General features: G+C 72.4%; 11 protein-coding genes and 3 pseudogenes. 10 read left to right on the forward strand and 4 right to left on the reverse strand.

Annotated features, from left to right (window positions below):
- Positions 1-19: 19 nt before the first annotated feature.
- Positions 20-2,407, reverse strand: coding sequence for a SpoIIE family protein phosphatase (locus tag V4Y04_RS35735; RefSeq protein ID WP_332432425.1), 2,388 nt, complete (start codon positions 2,405-2,407; stop codon positions 20-22).
- A gap of 1,036 nt (positions 2,408-3,443) precedes the next feature.
- Here V4Y04_RS35735 and V4Y04_RS35740 point away from each other — a divergent pair.
- From V4Y04_RS35740 to V4Y04_RS35750, 3 genes are all read left to right on the forward strand, one after another.
- A complete protein-coding gene (locus V4Y04_RS35740) occupies positions 3,444-3,689 on the forward strand; it encodes a hypothetical protein (RefSeq protein ID WP_332432426.1) in 246 nt (81 codons plus the stop codon).
- Positions 3,690-3,692: 3 nt separating this feature from the next.
- Positions 3,693-4,070, forward strand: coding sequence for a hypothetical protein (locus V4Y04_RS35745; RefSeq protein WP_055595341.1), 378 nt, complete (start codon positions 3,693-3,695; stop codon positions 4,068-4,070).
- 337 nt (positions 4,071-4,407) lie between these two features.
- Positions 4,408-6,036: an RICIN domain-containing protein gene (locus V4Y04_RS35750; RefSeq protein WP_332432427.1), complete on the forward strand. Its 1,629-nt coding sequence runs from the start codon at positions 4,408-4,410 to the stop codon at positions 6,034-6,036.
- Between the two features lie 92 nt (positions 6,037-6,128).
- Here the strand turns inward: V4Y04_RS35750 and V4Y04_RS35755 are convergent, their stop codons facing one another.
- Positions 6,129-7,298 carry an alpha-hydroxy-acid oxidizing protein gene (locus V4Y04_RS35755; protein ID WP_332432428.1) on the reverse strand — a complete coding sequence of 390 codons (1,170 nt, stop codon included), beginning with the start codon at positions 7,296-7,298 and terminating at the stop codon, positions 6,129-6,131.
- 336 nt (positions 7,299-7,634) lie between these two features.
- Here V4Y04_RS35755 and V4Y04_RS35760 point away from each other — a divergent pair, with 336 nt between their 5' ends.
- The gene (locus tag V4Y04_RS35760) at positions 7,635-8,069 is read left to right on the forward strand and encodes a subtilase-type protease inhibitor (protein WP_332432429.1); all 435 of its coding nucleotides are present in this window, start codon (positions 7,635-7,637) and stop codon (positions 8,067-8,069) included.
- A 283-nt stretch (positions 8,070-8,352) separates the two neighbouring features.
- Here V4Y04_RS35760 and V4Y04_RS37960 read toward each other — a convergent pair.
- Positions 8,353-8,655, reverse strand: a pseudogene (locus V4Y04_RS37960) (ATP-binding cassette domain-containing protein); the annotation flags it as partial.
- Positions 8,656-9,287: 632 nt separating this feature from the next.
- Here V4Y04_RS37960 and V4Y04_RS35770 point away from each other — a divergent pair.
- The 6 genes and pseudogenes from V4Y04_RS35770 (at position 9,288) to V4Y04_RS35795 (ending at position 16,241) form a co-directional block, all read left to right on the forward strand.
- A complete protein-coding gene (locus V4Y04_RS35770; protein ID WP_332432430.1) occupies positions 9,288-10,622 on the forward strand; it encodes a S1 family peptidase in 1,335 nt (444 codons plus the stop codon).
- A 362-nt stretch (positions 10,623-10,984) separates the two neighbouring features.
- Positions 10,985-13,477: a SpoIIE family protein phosphatase gene (locus V4Y04_RS35775; RefSeq protein WP_332433127.1), complete on the forward strand. Its 2,493-nt coding sequence runs from the start codon at positions 10,985-10,987 to the stop codon at positions 13,475-13,477.
- Between the two features lie 351 nt (positions 13,478-13,828).
- Complete coding sequence (locus V4Y04_RS35780) at positions 13,829-14,896, forward strand: glucose-1-phosphate thymidylyltransferase (protein WP_332432431.1); 1,068 nt, start codon at positions 13,829-13,831, stop codon at positions 14,894-14,896.
- Positions 14,893-15,141: pseudogene (locus V4Y04_RS35785) on the forward strand (NAD-dependent epimerase/dehydratase family protein); the annotation flags it as partial. The gene V4Y04_RS35780 and the pseudogene V4Y04_RS35785, both read left to right, overlap by 4 nt.
- Before the next feature lie 37 nt (positions 15,142-15,178).
- A complete protein-coding gene (locus V4Y04_RS35790; protein ID WP_332432432.1) occupies positions 15,179-15,451 on the forward strand; it encodes a sugar nucleotide-binding protein in 273 nt (90 codons plus the stop codon).
- Complete coding sequence (locus V4Y04_RS35795) at positions 15,438-16,241, forward strand: class I SAM-dependent methyltransferase (protein WP_332432433.1); 804 nt, start codon at positions 15,438-15,440, stop codon at positions 16,239-16,241. Before V4Y04_RS35790 ends, V4Y04_RS35795 begins: the two co-directional genes overlap by 14 nt.
- Positions 16,242-16,590: 349 nt before the next feature.
- On the opposite strand, the pseudogene V4Y04_RS37965 reads toward V4Y04_RS35795, so the two are convergent.
- Positions 16,591-17,122: pseudogene (locus V4Y04_RS37965) on the reverse strand (dTDP-4-dehydrorhamnose 3,5-epimerase family protein).
- Between the last annotated feature and the right edge of the window lie 31 nt (positions 17,123-17,153).

The raw sequence follows: 17,153 nt of genomic DNA on the forward strand, positions 1-17,153 counted from the left end.
GTCCGGGCCGGCCGGACGCTCACAGTTCTTCAGTCAACCCCAGCTCGGCCCAGATGGTCTTGCCCTCGGCGGTGTGTCTGCTGCCCCACCGCTGGGTGAGCTGGGCGACCAGGAGCAGCCCTCGGCCGCCCTCGTCCCAGGTTTTGGCGCGCCGCAGATGCGGAGCGGTGTGGCTGGCGTCGGACACCTCGCAGATCAGTGTCGACGCGTCGCAGATCAGCCGGAGCCGGATCGGTGCCGCGCCGTAGCGGATCGCGTTGGTGACCAGCTCGCTCACCACCAGCTCGACGGTGAACGACACGTCGGTCAGCTGCCACACGCCCAGCTGCTCGAGGACCCGCTTGCGGACCGGTGCGACGAGCGCCGGGTCGGCCGGGATGTCCCAGGTGGCCACCCGGGAGGACGGCAGCCCACGGGTACGGGTCAGCAGCAGCGCCACGTCGTCCGTGGCGGGACCCGGAGAAAGCATGGCGTGCAGAACACGGTCGCAGGCCTCGTCGAGCGCCCCGGAGGCAGCATGGGACAGGGCCTCGCAGAGCATGCGCCGGCCCGCGTCCGTGTCCGTGCCGCTTTCCCGGCCGTCGACCAGACCGTCCGTGTAGAAACCCAGCACACTGCCCTCGGGCAGCTCCAGCTCCACGGACTCGAAGGGCAGCCCGCCCAGGCCCAGCGGTGGCCCGGACGGCATGTCCAGTATGCGGACCGACCCGTCCGGCCGGACCAGGACCGGTGGCGGATGCCCCGCCCTCGACAGGGTGCAGCGCCGTGACACCGGGTCGTACACCGCGTACAGGCAGGTCGCGCCGACCTCGCCGGGGCCGGCGTCGCCGCCCGACTCGTGCGAGAGATGCAGGGCCAGGTCGTCGAGGTGGGTGAGCAGTTCGTCCGGGGCCAGGTCGATGTCGGCGAGGGTGCGGACGGCCGTACGCAGCCGGCCCATCGTCGCCGACGCCTGGATGCCGTGGCCGACGACGTCCCCCACCACCATGGCCACCCGCATCCCGGACAACGGGATCACGTCGAACCAGTCGCCGCCCACGCCGGTGTGCGCGGCCGGCAGATACCGGGAGGCGGCGTCCACCGCCGCGGTCCGGGGCAGACCGCGGGGGAGCAGGCTGCGCTGGAGCGTGAGGGTCGTCTCGCGTTCGCGTGAGTAGCGGCGGGCGTTGTCGATGCAGACGGCCGCACGTGCGGTGATCTCCTCGGCCAGCAGTACGTCGTCGTGGGTGAAGGGCTCGGGATGCCGGAAACGGGTGAAGGCCGCGACGCCGAGGGTGACACCGCGGGCCCGGAGGGGGACGGACAGTATCGAGTGGACACCGAACTCCCGCACCTGCCGGGCGTGGGCGTCGTCGACCGCGAGCCACGGATCGAGATCACCGGAGGGCACCGAGGCGACGACGCTGTGGCCGGCGATCAGTGAGTCCGCCTGGGGTGCGGCGGCCGGGTAGACGACCACCTCGCCCGGGTCGGTGACCGACTCGGGGTCGCCCTCCGTGCGGGACCGGTGGGTGATCCGGCGCAGCGAGACCGGCAGGGTGAGCGGACCGCTGGGGTCGGCGCCCTGGTCGTGCTCGAGCAGGTCGACGCTGACGAAGTCGGCCAGCGCGGGGACACAGACCTCTGTCAGTTCCTGCGCGGTCCGGGTGACGTCGAGGGTGGTGCCGATGCGCAGGCTGGCCTCGTTGACCAGTTGCAGCCGTGCCCGCGCCCGGTTCTGCTCGGTGAAGTCGTGGGCCGTCACGCAGACACCGACGATCCGGCCGCGGTCGTCGGTGAGCGGCGCGATCCGGGCCAGCCAGGACTCCTCGTGGCTCTTGTCGGTGACCCGCAGGCTCGTCCGGACGTCGTGGCCCCGGCCCGTCCGCAGCACCTGGCGCATGTGCCGTTCCAGCTCCCTGTGCCGGGGGCGGCCACCGATGTCCGTGGGCGTCAGACCGCGCAGATGGGCGGCCGGCAGCCCGAGGAGCTCCGCCATCGCGTCGTTGGCACCGTGCAGGCGCAGTTCCGTGTCGAAGACGACGGTGGCGCACGCGGACTGGAGCATCGCCGCCCAAAGCAGCGGATCTTCGGCCGGGTCGGCGGGCCCGGACGGCAGCGGGGTGACGGCCAGCCATGCGTCGGGCTCACCGTCCTCCGGCCGGCCGCGATGGGCGAGCAGCCACACGGTGACGGTGCCGCCGTCCCGGTGCCGGAGCGCGAGCGTGCCGCTCCAGCGGGTGTCGGCCGGCGGCCGGGGAGGCTGCGCCCCGCCGACGAGCAGACGGGCAGCCGGGCGGCCGACCACGTCCTCGGCCCGGTGGCCCAGCAGCCGCCGGGCGGCCTCGTTCCACCGGGTGACGGTGCCGTCGGCGGCGATGACGGCCCGAGCCGTCACCGGATCGTCGAACGGGTCGTCCGCCCTCATCGTCGCCACTCCATCGCGCACACTCACCGTGAACTGGTCGATCGCCAGAGTTCCACCCTAGTGCGTCGGAGGCCGCTGTGGCCCGGAACCCCGCCCGGGCCGGGGGCCCGCGGGCCGGACGGGGGCGGGGAGCGGCACCCCCTGGGACAGCCGCCGGGCGGACCGACCGTTCCGGCCCCCGGTCCCGGTTCCCGTCCGGGTTCGGCCCCGGTGATCGCCTGCTGCCCGCCCGGGTCGCGTCCGGTTCCCGGCGGGATACCGTCCGGTGCCGGTCCGGCGCGTGTCCGGTATGCGCCCGTCGTCCGCCGACGTCCGTCACCAGTCCTGTCCCGCTGGTTGACGGGGTGTCACATGGGTTGCGGCGGTGACCGTGTACGGATGGCAGCGCTTTCCTCCGTGGCCGCAACGCCCTGGACATCTCCTACGTCACCGGGTACGGCGAGGCCGGTACGCCCGCCGGCTCGACCCGGCGCCGTCGAACCCGCCCGCCGGGGCCCTCTCCGTCGGACCTGACTCGAACATCCAGGCTCGGGGCTGGGGCCGGCCCGCTGAGCGGGCGGACGCAGGAGAGGGCGCCTCGGTGGGCCGAGGGCGTCCCGGCCCCGTAACGACCTCACCCGCGATAGCGAGCGGGCTCCCGGCGCCCTGCGGCTTCACCTCCGGCGTTGTCGTCAGTCGCGATGGCTCCGCCATCGCTCCCTCCTCCGCCTTGGATTCGAAGCCGCAGGGCGCCGCTCGCTGATCCACTCCCTATCGCGGGTGAGGTCGTAAGCCTCGCCGCGGTGCGGTGCCTGTGGTGGGAGAAGAACTCGGGCAAGAGCCACGCCGGGTTCGTCTGTGTGTCCTGCGGGTTCAGCTGCGACGCGGACGAGGGCGCGGCAGCCGGCGTCGCGGCAGGACGGGGCGGGATTCCCCGCCTCCGGCGTGCAGCCGGCGCCGGAGGGGCGACACCCCCGGCGCCCCTTTCGGTACCGCCCTGTACCCACTCTGAACTGGTGGTATTTACGATCGAGTACCCGAGCGGTACCGTGATGGCATGCCTGCTCTGAATGTGGAGTTCAGCGACCGTGAACTCGAGGACCTGCGGCAGATCGCCAAGGAGCGCGGTACATCGATGAAAGCGTTGGTGCGGGAGGCGGCCGCGGCCGACATCGCCCGCCACCGGGCACTCCAGGAGGGTGCGGAGGCATTCCGCCGGTTCTTCGCCTCGCACGCCGCCGAATTCGCCGCCGCCTTCCCGGACGACGAACCGCGGGCCAGGGGCGCGGGACGGGCCGCCTGACCGATGGCATCCGTTCTGCACATCGACGTGCCCTGGCTGCTCCAGCGGCACGAGGAGGTCCTTCCGGACCAGCCCACCGTCAACGACTTCTCGGCGCTGGTCGCCGCCGTCGCCCGGCACCGGGTCGATCCGCCCCGTCTCGGCGTGGACTCGGACGCGGCCTGGCGGGCCGCCGCCCTGCTGCACACTCTCGCCCTGCTCCGCCCCCTGCCGTCGGCCAACGCCCGCTTCGCCTGTGCCACGGCGGTGGCGTACATGTTCGTCAGCGGCGTCGGCATCGACCCGCCCTACGGAGCGATCGTCGACCTCGCCCGTGATCTGATGTCCGGTACGACGGATGTCTACGGAGCCGCGGACCGGCTCCGCTCCTGGCAGATCTGACACCACCGCCGGAATGCGAGAACCGGTGAACCACGGGAAAACGCAGGTGGAAAGCCGATGCGGGCGACTCCGGTCGCGTTTTTCCTTTTGACTTTCTGTCAACGAGTGGAGGTCTTCCCGGTGTCTTGTTGGCCGTGTGCCGGTTGTGCGAGAGTGAGCCACCCGTGAGGGGGTAAAATCCGGGGTCGCACGCGCGTTGATGAACCGGGTCCGCTTTCACCATCGGTGAATTCGCGCCCTCCCGCGCAACGCCGCCAAAGAGGTACGGACCACGTGGGACTTCCCTTTTCGGCGTCAGAACTTCTGTGTCACCTGCGTGTGGGAAGGAACCATCTCAGTGCCCACCCCCCATTCCCCTCGGTCTCCTCATCCCCCTCCCGGAGGGGACCCGGGGGAGTCCGACGAGTCCCTCGCCGCACGGTTGCGAGGCCGTCCGGAGGGCGAGGCAACCCATTCCGTCGCGATGCTGACGGCACGTCACTGGTCGGCCATGCACGACTACGCGACCGTCTGCCTCGCCTCGTCGGGGCCGACCGCCGCCATGGTCACCGCGGCGGCACAGCACCGCGTCCTGAACCGGGCCGCCCTCGGTGAACAGGCCGTCGCCCTGCGCCCGGTGCTGCTGGTGGCCGTGCGGGACACGGTCCGGGAGTGGGCCTCGGACGACCGGACCGCCGGCGCCCTGCCGGAGCTGCTGAAGCCGGCCGGCGGGCGCGCCCTGCGCGCGGCCAGGACGATGACGCCGGAGAACCGCACGCTCGCCCAGCGCTCGTTCCGGTCCCTGCCCGCCCTCGCCCGCTGCGTGCTCTGGCACGTCGAGGTCGAGGCCGAACCCATATCCGTTCCGGCCGGCCTCCTCGGCATCGATCCCGACATCGCCTCGGGCACGCTCCAACAGGCGCGTGACGCCTTCCGGCAGGGCTGTGTCCACGCCCATCAGGAACTCGCGCCGACGAAGGACTGCCGGTTCTACAACCGGCTCCTCGACGTTCCCATCCGCCGCGGCAAAACCCTGCTCCCCGACGTCCAGCAGCACCTGGCGGAATGCCGCTACTGCCGCAACGCGGCCGAGCAGCTGAGCCATTTCGAGGGCGAGCTCGGCACGCTCATCACCGAGGCCGTTCTCGGCTGGGGCGCCCGCCGCTACCTCGACTCGCGCCCCGGCCGGGCGACACCGGGCCCGCGCGGCGGCCGCACCACCCGCCGCGGACACCGGTCGGACGACAGTCGGCACCGCCTGCTGTCCCGCATCCCCGCCCCCGCCCGCCTCACCGGCCTCGGACTCCCGGATGCCGTGCGCTCCACCAGGACCCTGCTCACCGGCCTCGGCGCCGTCTCGGCCGGTGTGCTGGTGAGCGTGCTCATCGCCGGGGGCTCCTCACCCGACGGCAGCGGCACCGACCCGACCGGCGCCACCAGCGCGGCCGGCGGCCGGGGGGTCGTACCGACCGAGTCCCCGCCGGGCGTGGCCGGACTGCCCACCGGGCCGCAGCCGGCCCTCCTGCGCAACGTCGCCTCCGGCCTGTGCCTCGACACCCGGGGCGAGCCCCAGGACGGCGCCGGTACCCGGCTCACGGGCTGCTCCTCGCGGCTGAGCCAGCAGTGGACCTATGAGGAGGACGGGCTGCTGCGCAGCGTGGCCGACCCGGGCCTGTGCCTGGACGCGCACAAGGACGCCGGGGTCGTCGTCCTGGCCACCTGCGCCGACGCCGGCGAGGACCGGGCCGACGACGTGCGCTACGAGCTCACCGGGCAGGGTGAGTTGCTGCCCCGCTGGGACGAACGGCTGGCGCTCACCCCGGCCGCCCCCGATGCGAACGCCGACATCGTCATCAGGGTGCGGGACCGGACCGAGGACCAGCGCTGGGTGACCGAGCCGCCGGCCTCCGCCGAGGAGGCCCTGTCGATCAGCCGCACCCGTACCCCGGCGGCACGGCACATGGAGCAGGCCGGGCCGGTCGCGTGAACGGCGCGCCGGGGCGGTGACATGAGCCGCGCGCAGGGCCGGGGGAGCGGGCACGGAAGTCCACCGGCCCGGCGCGCGGTACCCCGGCCGGGTCAGCCGGGGCCCTCCACGAGGTCGCCGGGCCCGATCGTGGCCGGGCCGGCGTGCCCGGACAGGGCGAGGGTGAGGTCCAGTTCGGCGAGCAGGCAGCGGATCACGTGCTCGACCCCCGCCTGCCCGTCGAGGCCGAGCCCGTAGACGTACGGCCGTCCGACGAGCACGGCCCGGGCGCCGAGGGCGAGCGCCTTGAAGACGTCGTCGCCGGTGCGGACACCGCTGTCGAACAGTACGGTCAGCCGGTCGCCGACGGCGGCCGCCACCCCGGGCAGCGCGTCCGCCGCCGCGACGGCCCCGGCCACCTGACGGCCGCCGTGGTTGGACACCACCACCCCGTCCATCCCGGCATCGGCCGCGAGCCGGGCGTCGTCCGGGTGCAGCACGCCCTTGAGGAGGATCGGGCCGTCCCAGTTCTCCCGCAGGAACGCGAGGTCGGGCCAGGTCTTGGCGGGGTCGGAGAACATACCGACGAAATGCATCACCGCCGCGTTCGGGTCCTCGTGCACGGGCTTGGCCAGGCCGGCCAGGAAGGCGGGGTCCGAGAAGTAGTTGGCGGTGCCCACCCCGTGCAGGAACGGCAGAAAGGCCTGGTCCAGGTCACGCGGCCGCCAGGACAGCAGGGGAGTGTCCAGAGTGACCACCAAAGCCGTGAACCCGGCGGCCCTGGCCCGGCCCAGGAAACTCCGGGTGACCTCGGGGTCCTTCGGCCAGTACAGCTGGAACCAGCGCTCCGCGTCGCCCATCACCTCCGCGACCTCTTCCATCGGCGTGCTGGACGCGGAGGACAGCACGAACGGCACTCCCTGCGCGGCGGCGGCCCGCGCGGCGGCCGGTTCGGCGTCCGGGTGCATCAGGGACAGCACCCCGACCGGCGCCAGCGCGAGCGGCGCCGGCAGCGCGCGGCCGAGCACCTCCACCGAAAGATCGCGCTCGTGCACGTCCCGCAGCATGCGCGGCACGATCCGGTGGCGCGCGAGAGCCGCCCGGTTGGCGCGCGCGGTACTGCCGTCGCCCGCGCTGCCCGCCACGTAACCGACCGGACCCGGTCCGAGCCGCCGCTCGGTCAGCTCCTCCAGCCGGGTCAGGTCCGTGGGCAGCCGGGGCACGGCACCCGTCATCCCGTTCAGGTAGATCTCGTACTGGAAGTCCGCCCAGTGCTCGGCCATACGACGCTCCCGCCTCTCCTCGTCGAGCCGACTGAATCATGAACAGAAGGCGTCACGGAACGGTCTGTCGGGAACGGAAACGGAATGTTTCAGGCCTATTGCGAAACAGTGGGAATTCAGCCATCTGACCACTTCGCACAAGCGCCGGCCGTGCGGTTACCGGGTTCACGCCCGCACATTCCGTTACTTCACGCCACTGATTCAATACGCAATGTTACTGAAAGCGGCCCGGTCGACGTGTGTTTCCGCAGCGGACTCGGCAGACTCCCGCTCGCCGGTCCGGCACCACCGAGCACGGGCCGGCCACTCGTCGAAACGAGCGGAAGGATGCACACAATGCGGAACACCGCGCGCTGGGCCACCACCATCGGCCTGACCGCCGCAGCAGTCTGCGCACCTCTGTCCGGGGCCGCGTCGGCCGCGCCGGGAGGCGCACCCTCCGCGCTCTACGCCCCGTCGGCCCTGGTGCTCACCATGGGTCACGGGGAGAGCGCCATGACCGTCACACCGGAGCGCGCGGTCACCCTGACCTGTGCCCCCGGCCCCTCCGGCACCCACCCGGCCGCGGCCGCGGCGTGCGGGGAACTGGCCGCGGTGGACGGCGATCTGCGGACCCTTGAGGCGAGAGACGGCGTGCTCTGCACCCACCAGTACGACCCGGTCGTCGTCACCGTCGACGGGGTATGGCAGGGACAGCGGCTCTCGTACGAGCGCACCTTCGCCAACGAGTGCGTGATGAACGCCCACGGTTCGGGCGTCCTCACGTTCTGAGACCGGGACCGCACGGTTCCCGTGACCGCGTGGCGGTCGGGTACTGGGGAGTGCCGATCTCCTCGCGGAACGTGCGGCCCCGCAAGGGAGGCCGGCGGGCGGAGTGGGGCCGCCCGCCGGCCTCCGGCGTGTCCGGGGCGGGTGTCCGGGGCGGGTGTCCGCGGACACCCGCCCCCGTCACGCCGGCTGACGCCGCACCAGCTCGCGCAGCCGGCCGCCCGGCGCCCTGAGCGCGTCCAGCACGAGGTCGCCCCCGGGCCCTTCCAACACGGTCGTCGTCATCTCAGCGCTCCCTGACCGGCGCGGCGTACGCGCCACCGCGCGCCACCAGCTCCTCGTGCCGCCCGCGCTCCTCGACCGTGCCGTGGTCGAGGGCGATGATCTCGTCGCTGTCCCGGACCGTGCTCAGCCGGTGCGCGATCACCACGCAGGCACAGCCGCGACGGCGCAGGTTGTCCATCACGACCAGCTCGGTCTCGGCGTCCAGCGCGCTGGTCACCTCGTCCAGGACCAGGATGCTCGGCCGCCGCACCGGCGCCCGCGCGATCTCCAGCCGCTGAAGCTGCCCGCCGGAGAAGTTCCGGCCGCGCAGCAGGTTCGCCTGTTGGAGCCAGGTCAGCACCAGGGTGAGCAGGACAAAGACGCCCATCGACGTGAACAGCACGCCCAGCATCGACGTCCGTCCGCCGATCGGGAATTCGTCGATGAAGGTACGGCCGAGGCCGGGCATCGCCGCGCCGACCGCCACCAGCAGCAGGCTCGACAGCACCACCGCGGGCATCGTCCCCGCCGTGCCCCACCGTGCCGTGCCGTGCAGCCGGGCCGGCATCGCGCCGAGAACTCCTGGCTTACGGCCGCCCCGGGGGAAGTCCGGCCCGGGTTCCAGGACCAGGACGACACCGGTGAAACGGCCGGCCTGTGGAGGGCCGCCGGCCCGGTGACCGGTCCGGGCATGGGATGCGCAGATTCACCGAAGCCGGGATTCCGCATTCCGGGAGAGACGGAACGTATACGTCCGGTCGCGGTACGTGTTGCTTCCGGGAGGGTCGCCGTACGCCGGGCCGGACACGCCGGTCGGCCGATTCCGTGTCCCAAACCGGTTGACCGCGAACGGATTTGAACGCTCGGCGGGACCCGTGCGTACCAACAGCCATCCAGGCGCCCCCGACAGCCGCCGAACGGCGGCACGACTCCGGTCCCCCCAGGAGGTCGAGAAGTTTGAGTCACAAGCGAATTCCGAAGCGCAAGGCCGCGATAGCGGTGGGCGGCGTGGTGGCGCTCGGCGCCGCCGCGCTCCTGCTCCCCCACGCCAACGCGTCACAGGACGGCGCGTCGGGCGACGCGGCGGCCGCGCCGAAGACCCTCAAGGCGACGGATGCCTCGGACCTCGCCTCACAGCTCGCCGGGCTCCTCGGCGACGCGTTCGCCGGCTCCTACTACGACGGCGACAAGCAGCAGCTCGTCGTCAACGTCGTACCCGGCGACAACAACAACGTGATCGTGCAGGCGAAGAAGGCGGGCGCGACCGTCCGCGAGGTCGACAACAGCATGACCGAACTGGCCGAGGGCAAGCAGACGCTGAAGACCGAGGCCACCATCCCCGGCACCTCGTGGGCCGTCGACCCGCGCACCAACAAGATCCTGGTCACCGCCGACTCCACGGTGACCGGCGAGAAGTGGGACAGACTGGAGTCCACCGTGCAGGGCCTCGGCTCCGGCATGGCGACCATCAAGAAGTCGGAGGGCACGTTCAGGACCTTCGCCTCGGGCGGGGACGCGATCTTCTCCGGCGGCGCGCGCTGCTCGCTCGGCTTCAACGTCACCGCGGACGACGGAGCGCCCGCCTTCCTGACCGCCGGTCACTGCGCGGTCGCGGCCGACCAGTGGTCCGACGCGCAGAACGGCCAGCCGATCGCCACCGTCGACCAGGCGGTCTTCCCCGGCGAGGGCGACTTCGCACTCGTCCGGTACGACGACCCGGCCACCGAAGCGCCGAGCGACGTCGACGTGGGCGGTCAGACGGTCCAGATCACCGAGGCCGCGGAGGCCACCGTCGGCCAGGAGGTGTTCCGGATGGGCAGCACCACCGGGCTCGCCGACGGCCAGGTCCTCGGACTCGACGCCACGGTGAACTATCCGGAGGGCACGGTCACCGGTCTCATCCAGACCGACGTCTGTGCCGAACCCGGCGACAGCGGCGGCTCGATGTTCACCCGGGACGGTCTCGCGATCGGTCTGACCTCGGGCGGCAGCGGCGACTGCACCGTCGGCGGCGAGACCTTCTTCCAGCCGGTCACCACCGCCCTGGCGGCGGTCGGTGCGACCCTCGGCGAGGCCGGCGCGGGCGCCGGAGCCGGCGACCAGGCGGGTGGCGAAGAGGCCGGCGGTGAGGACGCGGGCGCCGGCGAGGCCGGCGGTGAGGACACCGGTACGGGCGACCAGGCCGGCGAAGTCGGTGGCGAGGAAGCGGGCCAGGACGACGGGACCGGTTACGGTGCCGGCCAGGGTGCCGAGGACGGCGCAGGCGACGACGGCCTGCCCGAGACCCACTGACCGAGATCCATCGAACCTCTTTCGAGGGAACCACCGGCTGCAGCCGGTGGGGGAATCGAATCCCTGGCGTACGTCTCCGGTGTCCCGCAAGGGATCGGTTCGGGCTGGACGGCAACCCTCGGGTGGGAATCCCTCTTCCTTCGGGAGGGGAGCGGAGTCACTGACCGGATCCCGCTGACCGCCCCGGCACCCCACCCCGGCCCTGATCGCACCAGGCAGAGCCGAGGACGGGCCGGGCCCGCCGCCTCCGGTCCACCACGGCACACCGTGGTGGACCGGAGGCGGCGGCACACCGATACGCGCAGCCGTCCCGCACGCGCAGCCCCTGCGGCATGACATCGCCCCGTCGGCGGGGCGATGTCATGCCGCAGGGGCTGCGCAGGTGTCGTATAAGCGCTGTAATAGCCAACGTGGTCGGTGAGGGCGCTGCGGGACGCAGCACGAGAACGCTGCGCGCGGAAGGCGCCCTCACGGCGATCACCACCGAGCCGGAGTCGCCGGACCGGGTCCGCCGGGTCCTGGAGCAGGCTTTGGTCTTCGCCGGCGCGGCCTTCGTCGCCGTGTACAAGCCCAGCGAGGACGGCGAGCAGCTGCGCCTGGTGGAGTCGGCCGGTATACCGCGGACCCTGTGCGGAGTGCGGGAGAGCTATTCCGTCGCCGGGCACTCCCCGGCCGCCGCGGCCGTACGCGGCGGCCGGCCGGTGTGGCTCGGCCCCGAGGAACTGGCCGCCCAGGCCCAGGCACGGCGCGTCCCGGCCCGAGACTTCTTCCTCGCCGCCCTGCCCGTGCACCAAGGGGCCGGCGGCTGCCTGCTCGCCGTCGGCGAGCGCCCCGGCGGCTTCGGCCCCGACGACCGCGTCTGCCTCGGGCTCGTCGCCGACGCCATCACCCTTCCGGGGCGGCAGCCCGTGGCCGACGGCGGCGGCGAGCCGGCGCCGGATGCCTTCGTCCTCGCCACGGACACCGGACGGGTCCGGGTGGGCGACGACATCCTGGACCTCTTCGGCCTGGGCCCGGACGACTTCGACGGCCGCGTCGAAACCCTCATGGGCCTGACCGTGCCGGAGGACCTGCCCTCCATGATGTCGGTCGTCGAGTCCGACCACATGACCATCGGCGAACGCGAGCTGGATTTCCGGATCGTGCAGCCCGCAGGCCCGCCGAAGTGGCTCAGACTGCGCGGCCGGCTGCTGCCGGGCGGGGAGGGCCGCCCGGCCCGTCTGGTGGGCTCCGTCACCGACGCCTCCACCCTGCGCGCCGACGTCACCGACGTGGCCCGGGTGCAGCGCCTGGCCACCTCACTCGCCACGGCGGTCACCGTCCGCGATGTCGGCAGGGCCGTGGCCACGGCCCTGCGCGGGCCGCTCAGAGCCGACCGGATCGCGGTCGCCGAACTGGAGAGCGACCGGCTCGTCGTCGTCACCCTCGACCCACCGGAACCGGACGCCTGGCCGGACCTGTGGCGCGCCGAGTGGCGGGCCGAGTGGCCCGACGCGCCCCTGCGCACCATGCCCACCCTCGCCGCCGTCCTGCGCGAGGGCCGGGCCCGGACCTGGTCCGCGGACAGCGCTTTGGAGACTTCCCTCGCCGAGGTCGGCCCGGGGGGTCTCGCCATGCTGCCGCTGTCCGCCGGCAACCGGACGGCCGGTGCCTGCCTCATCGGCTGGGACACCCCGCACGACTTCGGCGCCGACGAGCGTGCCCTGCTCACCGCCGCCGCCGGTCTCGCCGGGCAGGCCCTCATGCGGGCCCGCGCCTTCGACGCCGAGCACGAACTGGTCGGCATGCTCCAGCGTCAGCTGCTGCCGCGCCGGCTGCCCCGGCTGCCCGGCGCGGTCGCCGTCGCCCGCTATCTGCCCAGCACCGCGGGCCTGGAACTCGGCGGCGACTGGTACGACGTGATCCCGCTGCCCGACAACCATGTCGCCCTGGTCATCGGCGACGTCCAGGGCCACAGCGCCGGTGCCGCCACCCTCATGGGGCAGATGCGCACCGCGCTGCGCGCCTACGCCGTCGAGGGGCACACGCCCGACGTGGTGGTGTCGCACGCCAACCGGCTGCTCGTGGACATGGAGAGCGACCTCTTCGCGACCTGCTGCTATGTCGAGGTCGACCTGGAACAGGGCTCCGCCTGGTGCGTACGCGCCGGGCATCTGCCGCCGGTGCTGCGCCACCCGGACGGCAGTACCGAGATCACGGAGACGGAGGGCGGGCCGCCGCTCGGCGTCATGGCCCAGGCCGACTTCCCGATGAGTCCTCTGAGGCTGCGGCCCGGCACGGTGGTCGCCCTCACCACGGACGGCCTGGTCGAGACCGTCGAGGCCGACATCGACGAGGGCATGGACCGCCTCGCCCGCCGGCTGGCCGCCGCCGACCCGGCCGACCTGGGGCTGGTCGCCGACGGCCTGCTCGGCAAGGCCCCGCGCAGTGACGACGTCGCCCTGCTGCTGATGCGCTACGAGGGAATGACCCTGCGCCCGCTGCGGGAGACCTGGACGGTGTGGCGGGTGCCGCAGGCCGTCGGTCACGCCCGCCGTTTCACCCGGCGCACCCTGCGCTCCTGGGGTGTGACCGAGGATCTCGACACCGCCCTGCTCATCGTCTCCGAACTGGTCACCAACGCGCTCGTGCACACCGAGGGGCAGGTCCGCCTCGATCTCACCCTCGTCGGCGAGCGGCTCCGCCTCGCGGTCGCCGACGCGTCGCCCCGCAGTCCCGCCAAGCCGAACAGCATCGGCTGGGAGGCCACCGGCGGCCGGGGCATCCTGCTCGTCGAGGCCCTGTCGGCGGCCTGGGGGACACTGCCGGTCAGCGGAGGCAAACAGGTGTGGGCGGAACTCGGCACGCACCGGTGAGCAGGCGCCGTCCCGGCCGTCGACGACACTCCCGGCACCGCTGTCATCCCTTCGGGTGATATGCCGTCGAGTGGGCGGCCCGGCCCCGGACCCGCCGCCACCGGCCCGGCCCGCCTCCGCACCCGGCCTGCCCGGACCGCATCGAGGGAAACCGCCGCCCGGGCACGGGCGTTGACGCACCGGCCCGGGACGGGCCGACACGCCCGACAGGCGGACCCGGCGCCCCGCGTGGCGCGAATCAGCGGTCATCGGCCGAAAACACGGTGACCGGACAGTTCTCATCGGGGATTTCGTAATGAACCGTTAAAACAAGTGATGTTCCACGTGCCGCGCACCACTAGGGTGAGACAGATGAAGGCTCTCGTGCTGTCCGGCGGCGCCGGCACCCGGCTGAGGCCGATCACCCACACCTCGGCGAAGCAGTTGGTCCCCGTGGCCAACAAGCCCGTGCTCTTCTACGGGCTGGAATCGATCGCGGACGCCGGCATCACCGACGTCGGAATGATCGTCGGCGACACGGCCGAGGAGATCGAGAACGCGGTGGGTGACGGATCGAAGTTCGGCCTGCGCATCACCTACATCCCCCAGGAACGGCCTCTAGGGCTGGCACACGCTGTGCTGATCGCCCGCGACTGGCTCGGGGACGACGACTTCGTGATGTACCTCGGCGACAACTTCATCGTCGGCGGCATCACCGGACTCGTCGACGAGTTCCGCCGGCACCGGCCCGACGCCCAGATCCTGCTCACCCACGTCGCGGACCCCCGCTCCTTCGGCGTCGCCGAACTCGACGCGAGCGGACAGGTGACCGGCCTCGAGGAGAAACCCGAGCATCCCAAGAGCGACCTCGCTCTGGTCGGCGTCTACCTGTTCACCCCCGCCATCCACGACGCGGTACGCGCCGTCAAGCCCTCCTGGCGCGGCGAACTCGAGATCACCCACGCCATCCAGCACCTGATCGACTCCCGCGCCGACGTGCGCTGCACGGTCATCCACGGCTACTGGAAGGACACCGGCAACGTCGTCGACATGCTGGAGGTCAACCGGTCGGTCCTCGAGGGGGTCGAACGCCGGATCGACGGCGAGGTGGACGACGCCTCCGAGACCATCGGCCGGGTGGTGATCGAGGAAGGGGCCCACATCAGCAACTCGCGCATCGTCGGTCCCGTCGTCATCGGTGCCGGCACGGTCGTCGGCGACTCCTACGTCGGGCCCTTCACCTCCGTCGCGGAGAACTGCCGGATCACCGACAGCGAAGTCGAATTCTCCATCGTGCTGCGGGACTCCTCGATCGACGGCGTCCGCCGCATCGAGTCCTCATTGATCGGCCGCCATGTCGAGGTGACCCCGGCCCCCAGCGTTCCCAGCGCACACCGGTTCGTCCTCGGAGACCACAGCAAGGTGCAGATCCACACGTGAACCTCCTCGTCACCGGAGCGGCCGGCTTCATCGGCTCCCGCTCCGTCCGTACGCCGCTCGCCGCCGGCGTGCCCGGCGCCGCCGACGTGCCGAGGAACGCAGTGCCGGCCGCGCTCACCCATGCCGGCCCTCTCGACAACCTCGAACTCGGCGACCTCCGGCCGGAGTTCGTTCACGGCGACATCCGCGACGCCGACCTCATGGGCAAACCGACCACCGAGGCGGACCAGGTGGCCCACTTCGCCGTCCGCATGGCCGCCCCCGGCCCCCGGCGCCGTCGACGTGCACGGCGTCCTGTACGCCACGGGCTCCGGCGAAGCCACCTGGTACGACCTGGCCCGGGAGGTGTCCCGGCTGACCGGCGCCGGCCCCGACCGGGAAAGGCTCCTCAGCGGAGCGGCCTTTCCCCGGCCCGCGCCGCGCCCCGCATACAGCGTCCTCGCGCACGACCGCCGGCCGGACATCGGCCTGCCGGCACCGCGTGACCGGCGCGTCACCCCGCACGAAGCACTGCCCCGCATCCGCAAGGAGAGTCCTCTTCGTGAAACGCCATGAGTTCCTGCGCGCCCTGCACAAGGCCAGCGTCAACCGCAACTATCTGGAGATCGGCGTCAACGACGGTCGCAGCCTGTGCCTGTCACGCGTCCCCAGCATCGCGGTCGACCCTGCCTTCAAGGTCGTCTCGGAACTGAAGTGCGACGTCCACCTGGTCAAGGCCACCAGTGACGACTTCTTCGCCCGCGACAATCCACTGGCCCACCTCAAGGGCGGCCGGCACCCGCTGCGCAACCTCCGCCGGGGCCGCAGCCCTATCGGACACTGGCAGCGCACCACGCTCGACCTGTCCTTCATCGACGGCATGCACCTGTTCGAATACGCCCTGCGCGACTTCATGAACGTCGAGAAGCACTCCGACTGGTCCAGCGTGATCGTCCTCGACGACATGCTGCCGCGCAGCGTCGACGAGGCCGCCCGGGACCGCCACACCACGGCCTGGACCGGCGACGTCTACAAGATCACCGAGGTGCTGGCGCGCTATCGCCCCGATCTGGTGACGGTCCTCGTCGACACCCAGCCCACCGGCCAGCTCGTGATCTTCGGCGCCGACCCGGACAACACCGTGCTGCACGACAAGTACGACGAGATCATGGCCGAGTACAAGGTGCCCGACCCGCAGAAGGTGCCCGAGGCGATCCTGGAGCGAGCCGGCGCGGTGCCGCCCGAGGCACTGATCGAGGCCGGTTTCTGGCGCCCGCTCACCCAGGCCCGCAACCGCGGTCTGCCGCGGCGCCTGGGCTGGGAGCCCCTGCGCCGCGCGCTCGACCAGGTCGGCGTCAGCCGCTGAGCCCCCTGCCGCGCAGCTCCTCGTAGCGTGCGCGGCAGGCCTAGGGCCTGTCCGGCGGATCATGCCGGAGACGTGGGGTCTGGCACGCTCTCCCCCGAGCTCTTCGAGCAGGGGGGACCCCCAGCGGCGTTGTCGTCGGTTGCCGACTCCCCCACGCTCGGCTGCTCCCCCACTCTCGACTGCGCTCGAGCGGGAGGGACCCCCATGCGCGGGAGGGACCCCCATGCGCGGGAGGGACCCCCATCGCGTCGGCGCCCTCCTCCGCCTTGCAGCTGAACGCACCAGACCCCACTTGTCCCAGATGGACGGACACCGCCGATTACCTCCGACTTGATCCGCCGGACAGGCCCTAGTACGACGGCAACGGGCCGAGGTGCTCCGCCTCGGCCGGCGTCGGCGCCCGTTCGTTCCTCGGTGACAGCACCGGGCCGATGCCCCACGGCCACTCGATGTCCAGGGCCGGGAGCAGGGGGGCCAGCGGGCGCACCCCCTGCTCCCGGCCCAGCGCATAGCCCGCCGAGTACGGGTAACATCACCGTCGCGTCGTCGGTGAACGCCTTGAAGGCGTCTCCCAGCCCTTCGGCGGGAAACACCGTGTGCCGGCTGTCGTCGTCCAGCCGCACGGCCTCCCGGCTCCCTTACGCGGGTGAGTGACCCCGCCCGCGGGTCCGCCACCACGTCGAGCACCGTCCCGCGCACACAGGTCGCGTATGTGGCCCGGCGGGGCGGCCCGTCCGTGAAGTGCACTCCGCGCAGCATGCCGCAGCACGCCGCGGCGCCGAGCAGCCGGCCCGCGCCGGCGACGGGCCGTACCCCGTCGCCTCGCGGAACTCCTCACCGCCGCACCACTCGTGGAAACTGCCCCGGTCGTCCGGGAGCACCTCGAGCTCCCGGACTCAGGCACCCTCCAGG

This window comes from Streptomyces sp. P9-A2, from assembly GCF_036634175.1.
Lineage (GTDB): Bacteria > Actinomycetota > Actinomycetes > Streptomycetales > Streptomycetaceae > Streptomyces > Streptomyces pratens.

Excerpts from the sequence above, each read along its gene's own strand:
- V4Y04_RS35735 (WP_332432425.1), bottom strand. The coding sequence starts at position 2,407 with ATGAGGGCGGACGACCCGTTCGACGATCCGGTGACGGCTCGGGCCGTC.
- V4Y04_RS35740 (WP_332432426.1), top strand. The coding sequence starts at position 3,444 with ATGCCTGCTCTGAATGTGGAGTTCAGCGACCGTGAACTCGAGGACCTG.
- V4Y04_RS35745 (WP_055595341.1), top strand. The coding sequence starts at position 3,693 with ATGGCATCCGTTCTGCACATCGACGTGCCCTGGCTGCTCCAGCGGCAC.
- V4Y04_RS35755 (WP_332432428.1), bottom strand. The coding sequence starts at position 7,298 with ATGGCCGAGCACTGGGCGGACTTCCAGTACGAGATCTACCTGAACGGG.
- V4Y04_RS35760 (WP_332432429.1), top strand. The coding sequence starts at position 7,635 with ATGCGGAACACCGCGCGCTGGGCCACCACCATCGGCCTGACCGCCGCA.
- V4Y04_RS35775 (WP_332433127.1), top strand. The coding sequence starts at position 10,985 with ATGCCGCAGGGGCTGCGCAGGTGTCGTATAAGCGCTGTAATAGCCAAC.
- V4Y04_RS35780 (WP_332432431.1), top strand. The coding sequence starts at position 13,829 with ATGAAGGCTCTCGTGCTGTCCGGCGGCGCCGGCACCCGGCTGAGGCCG.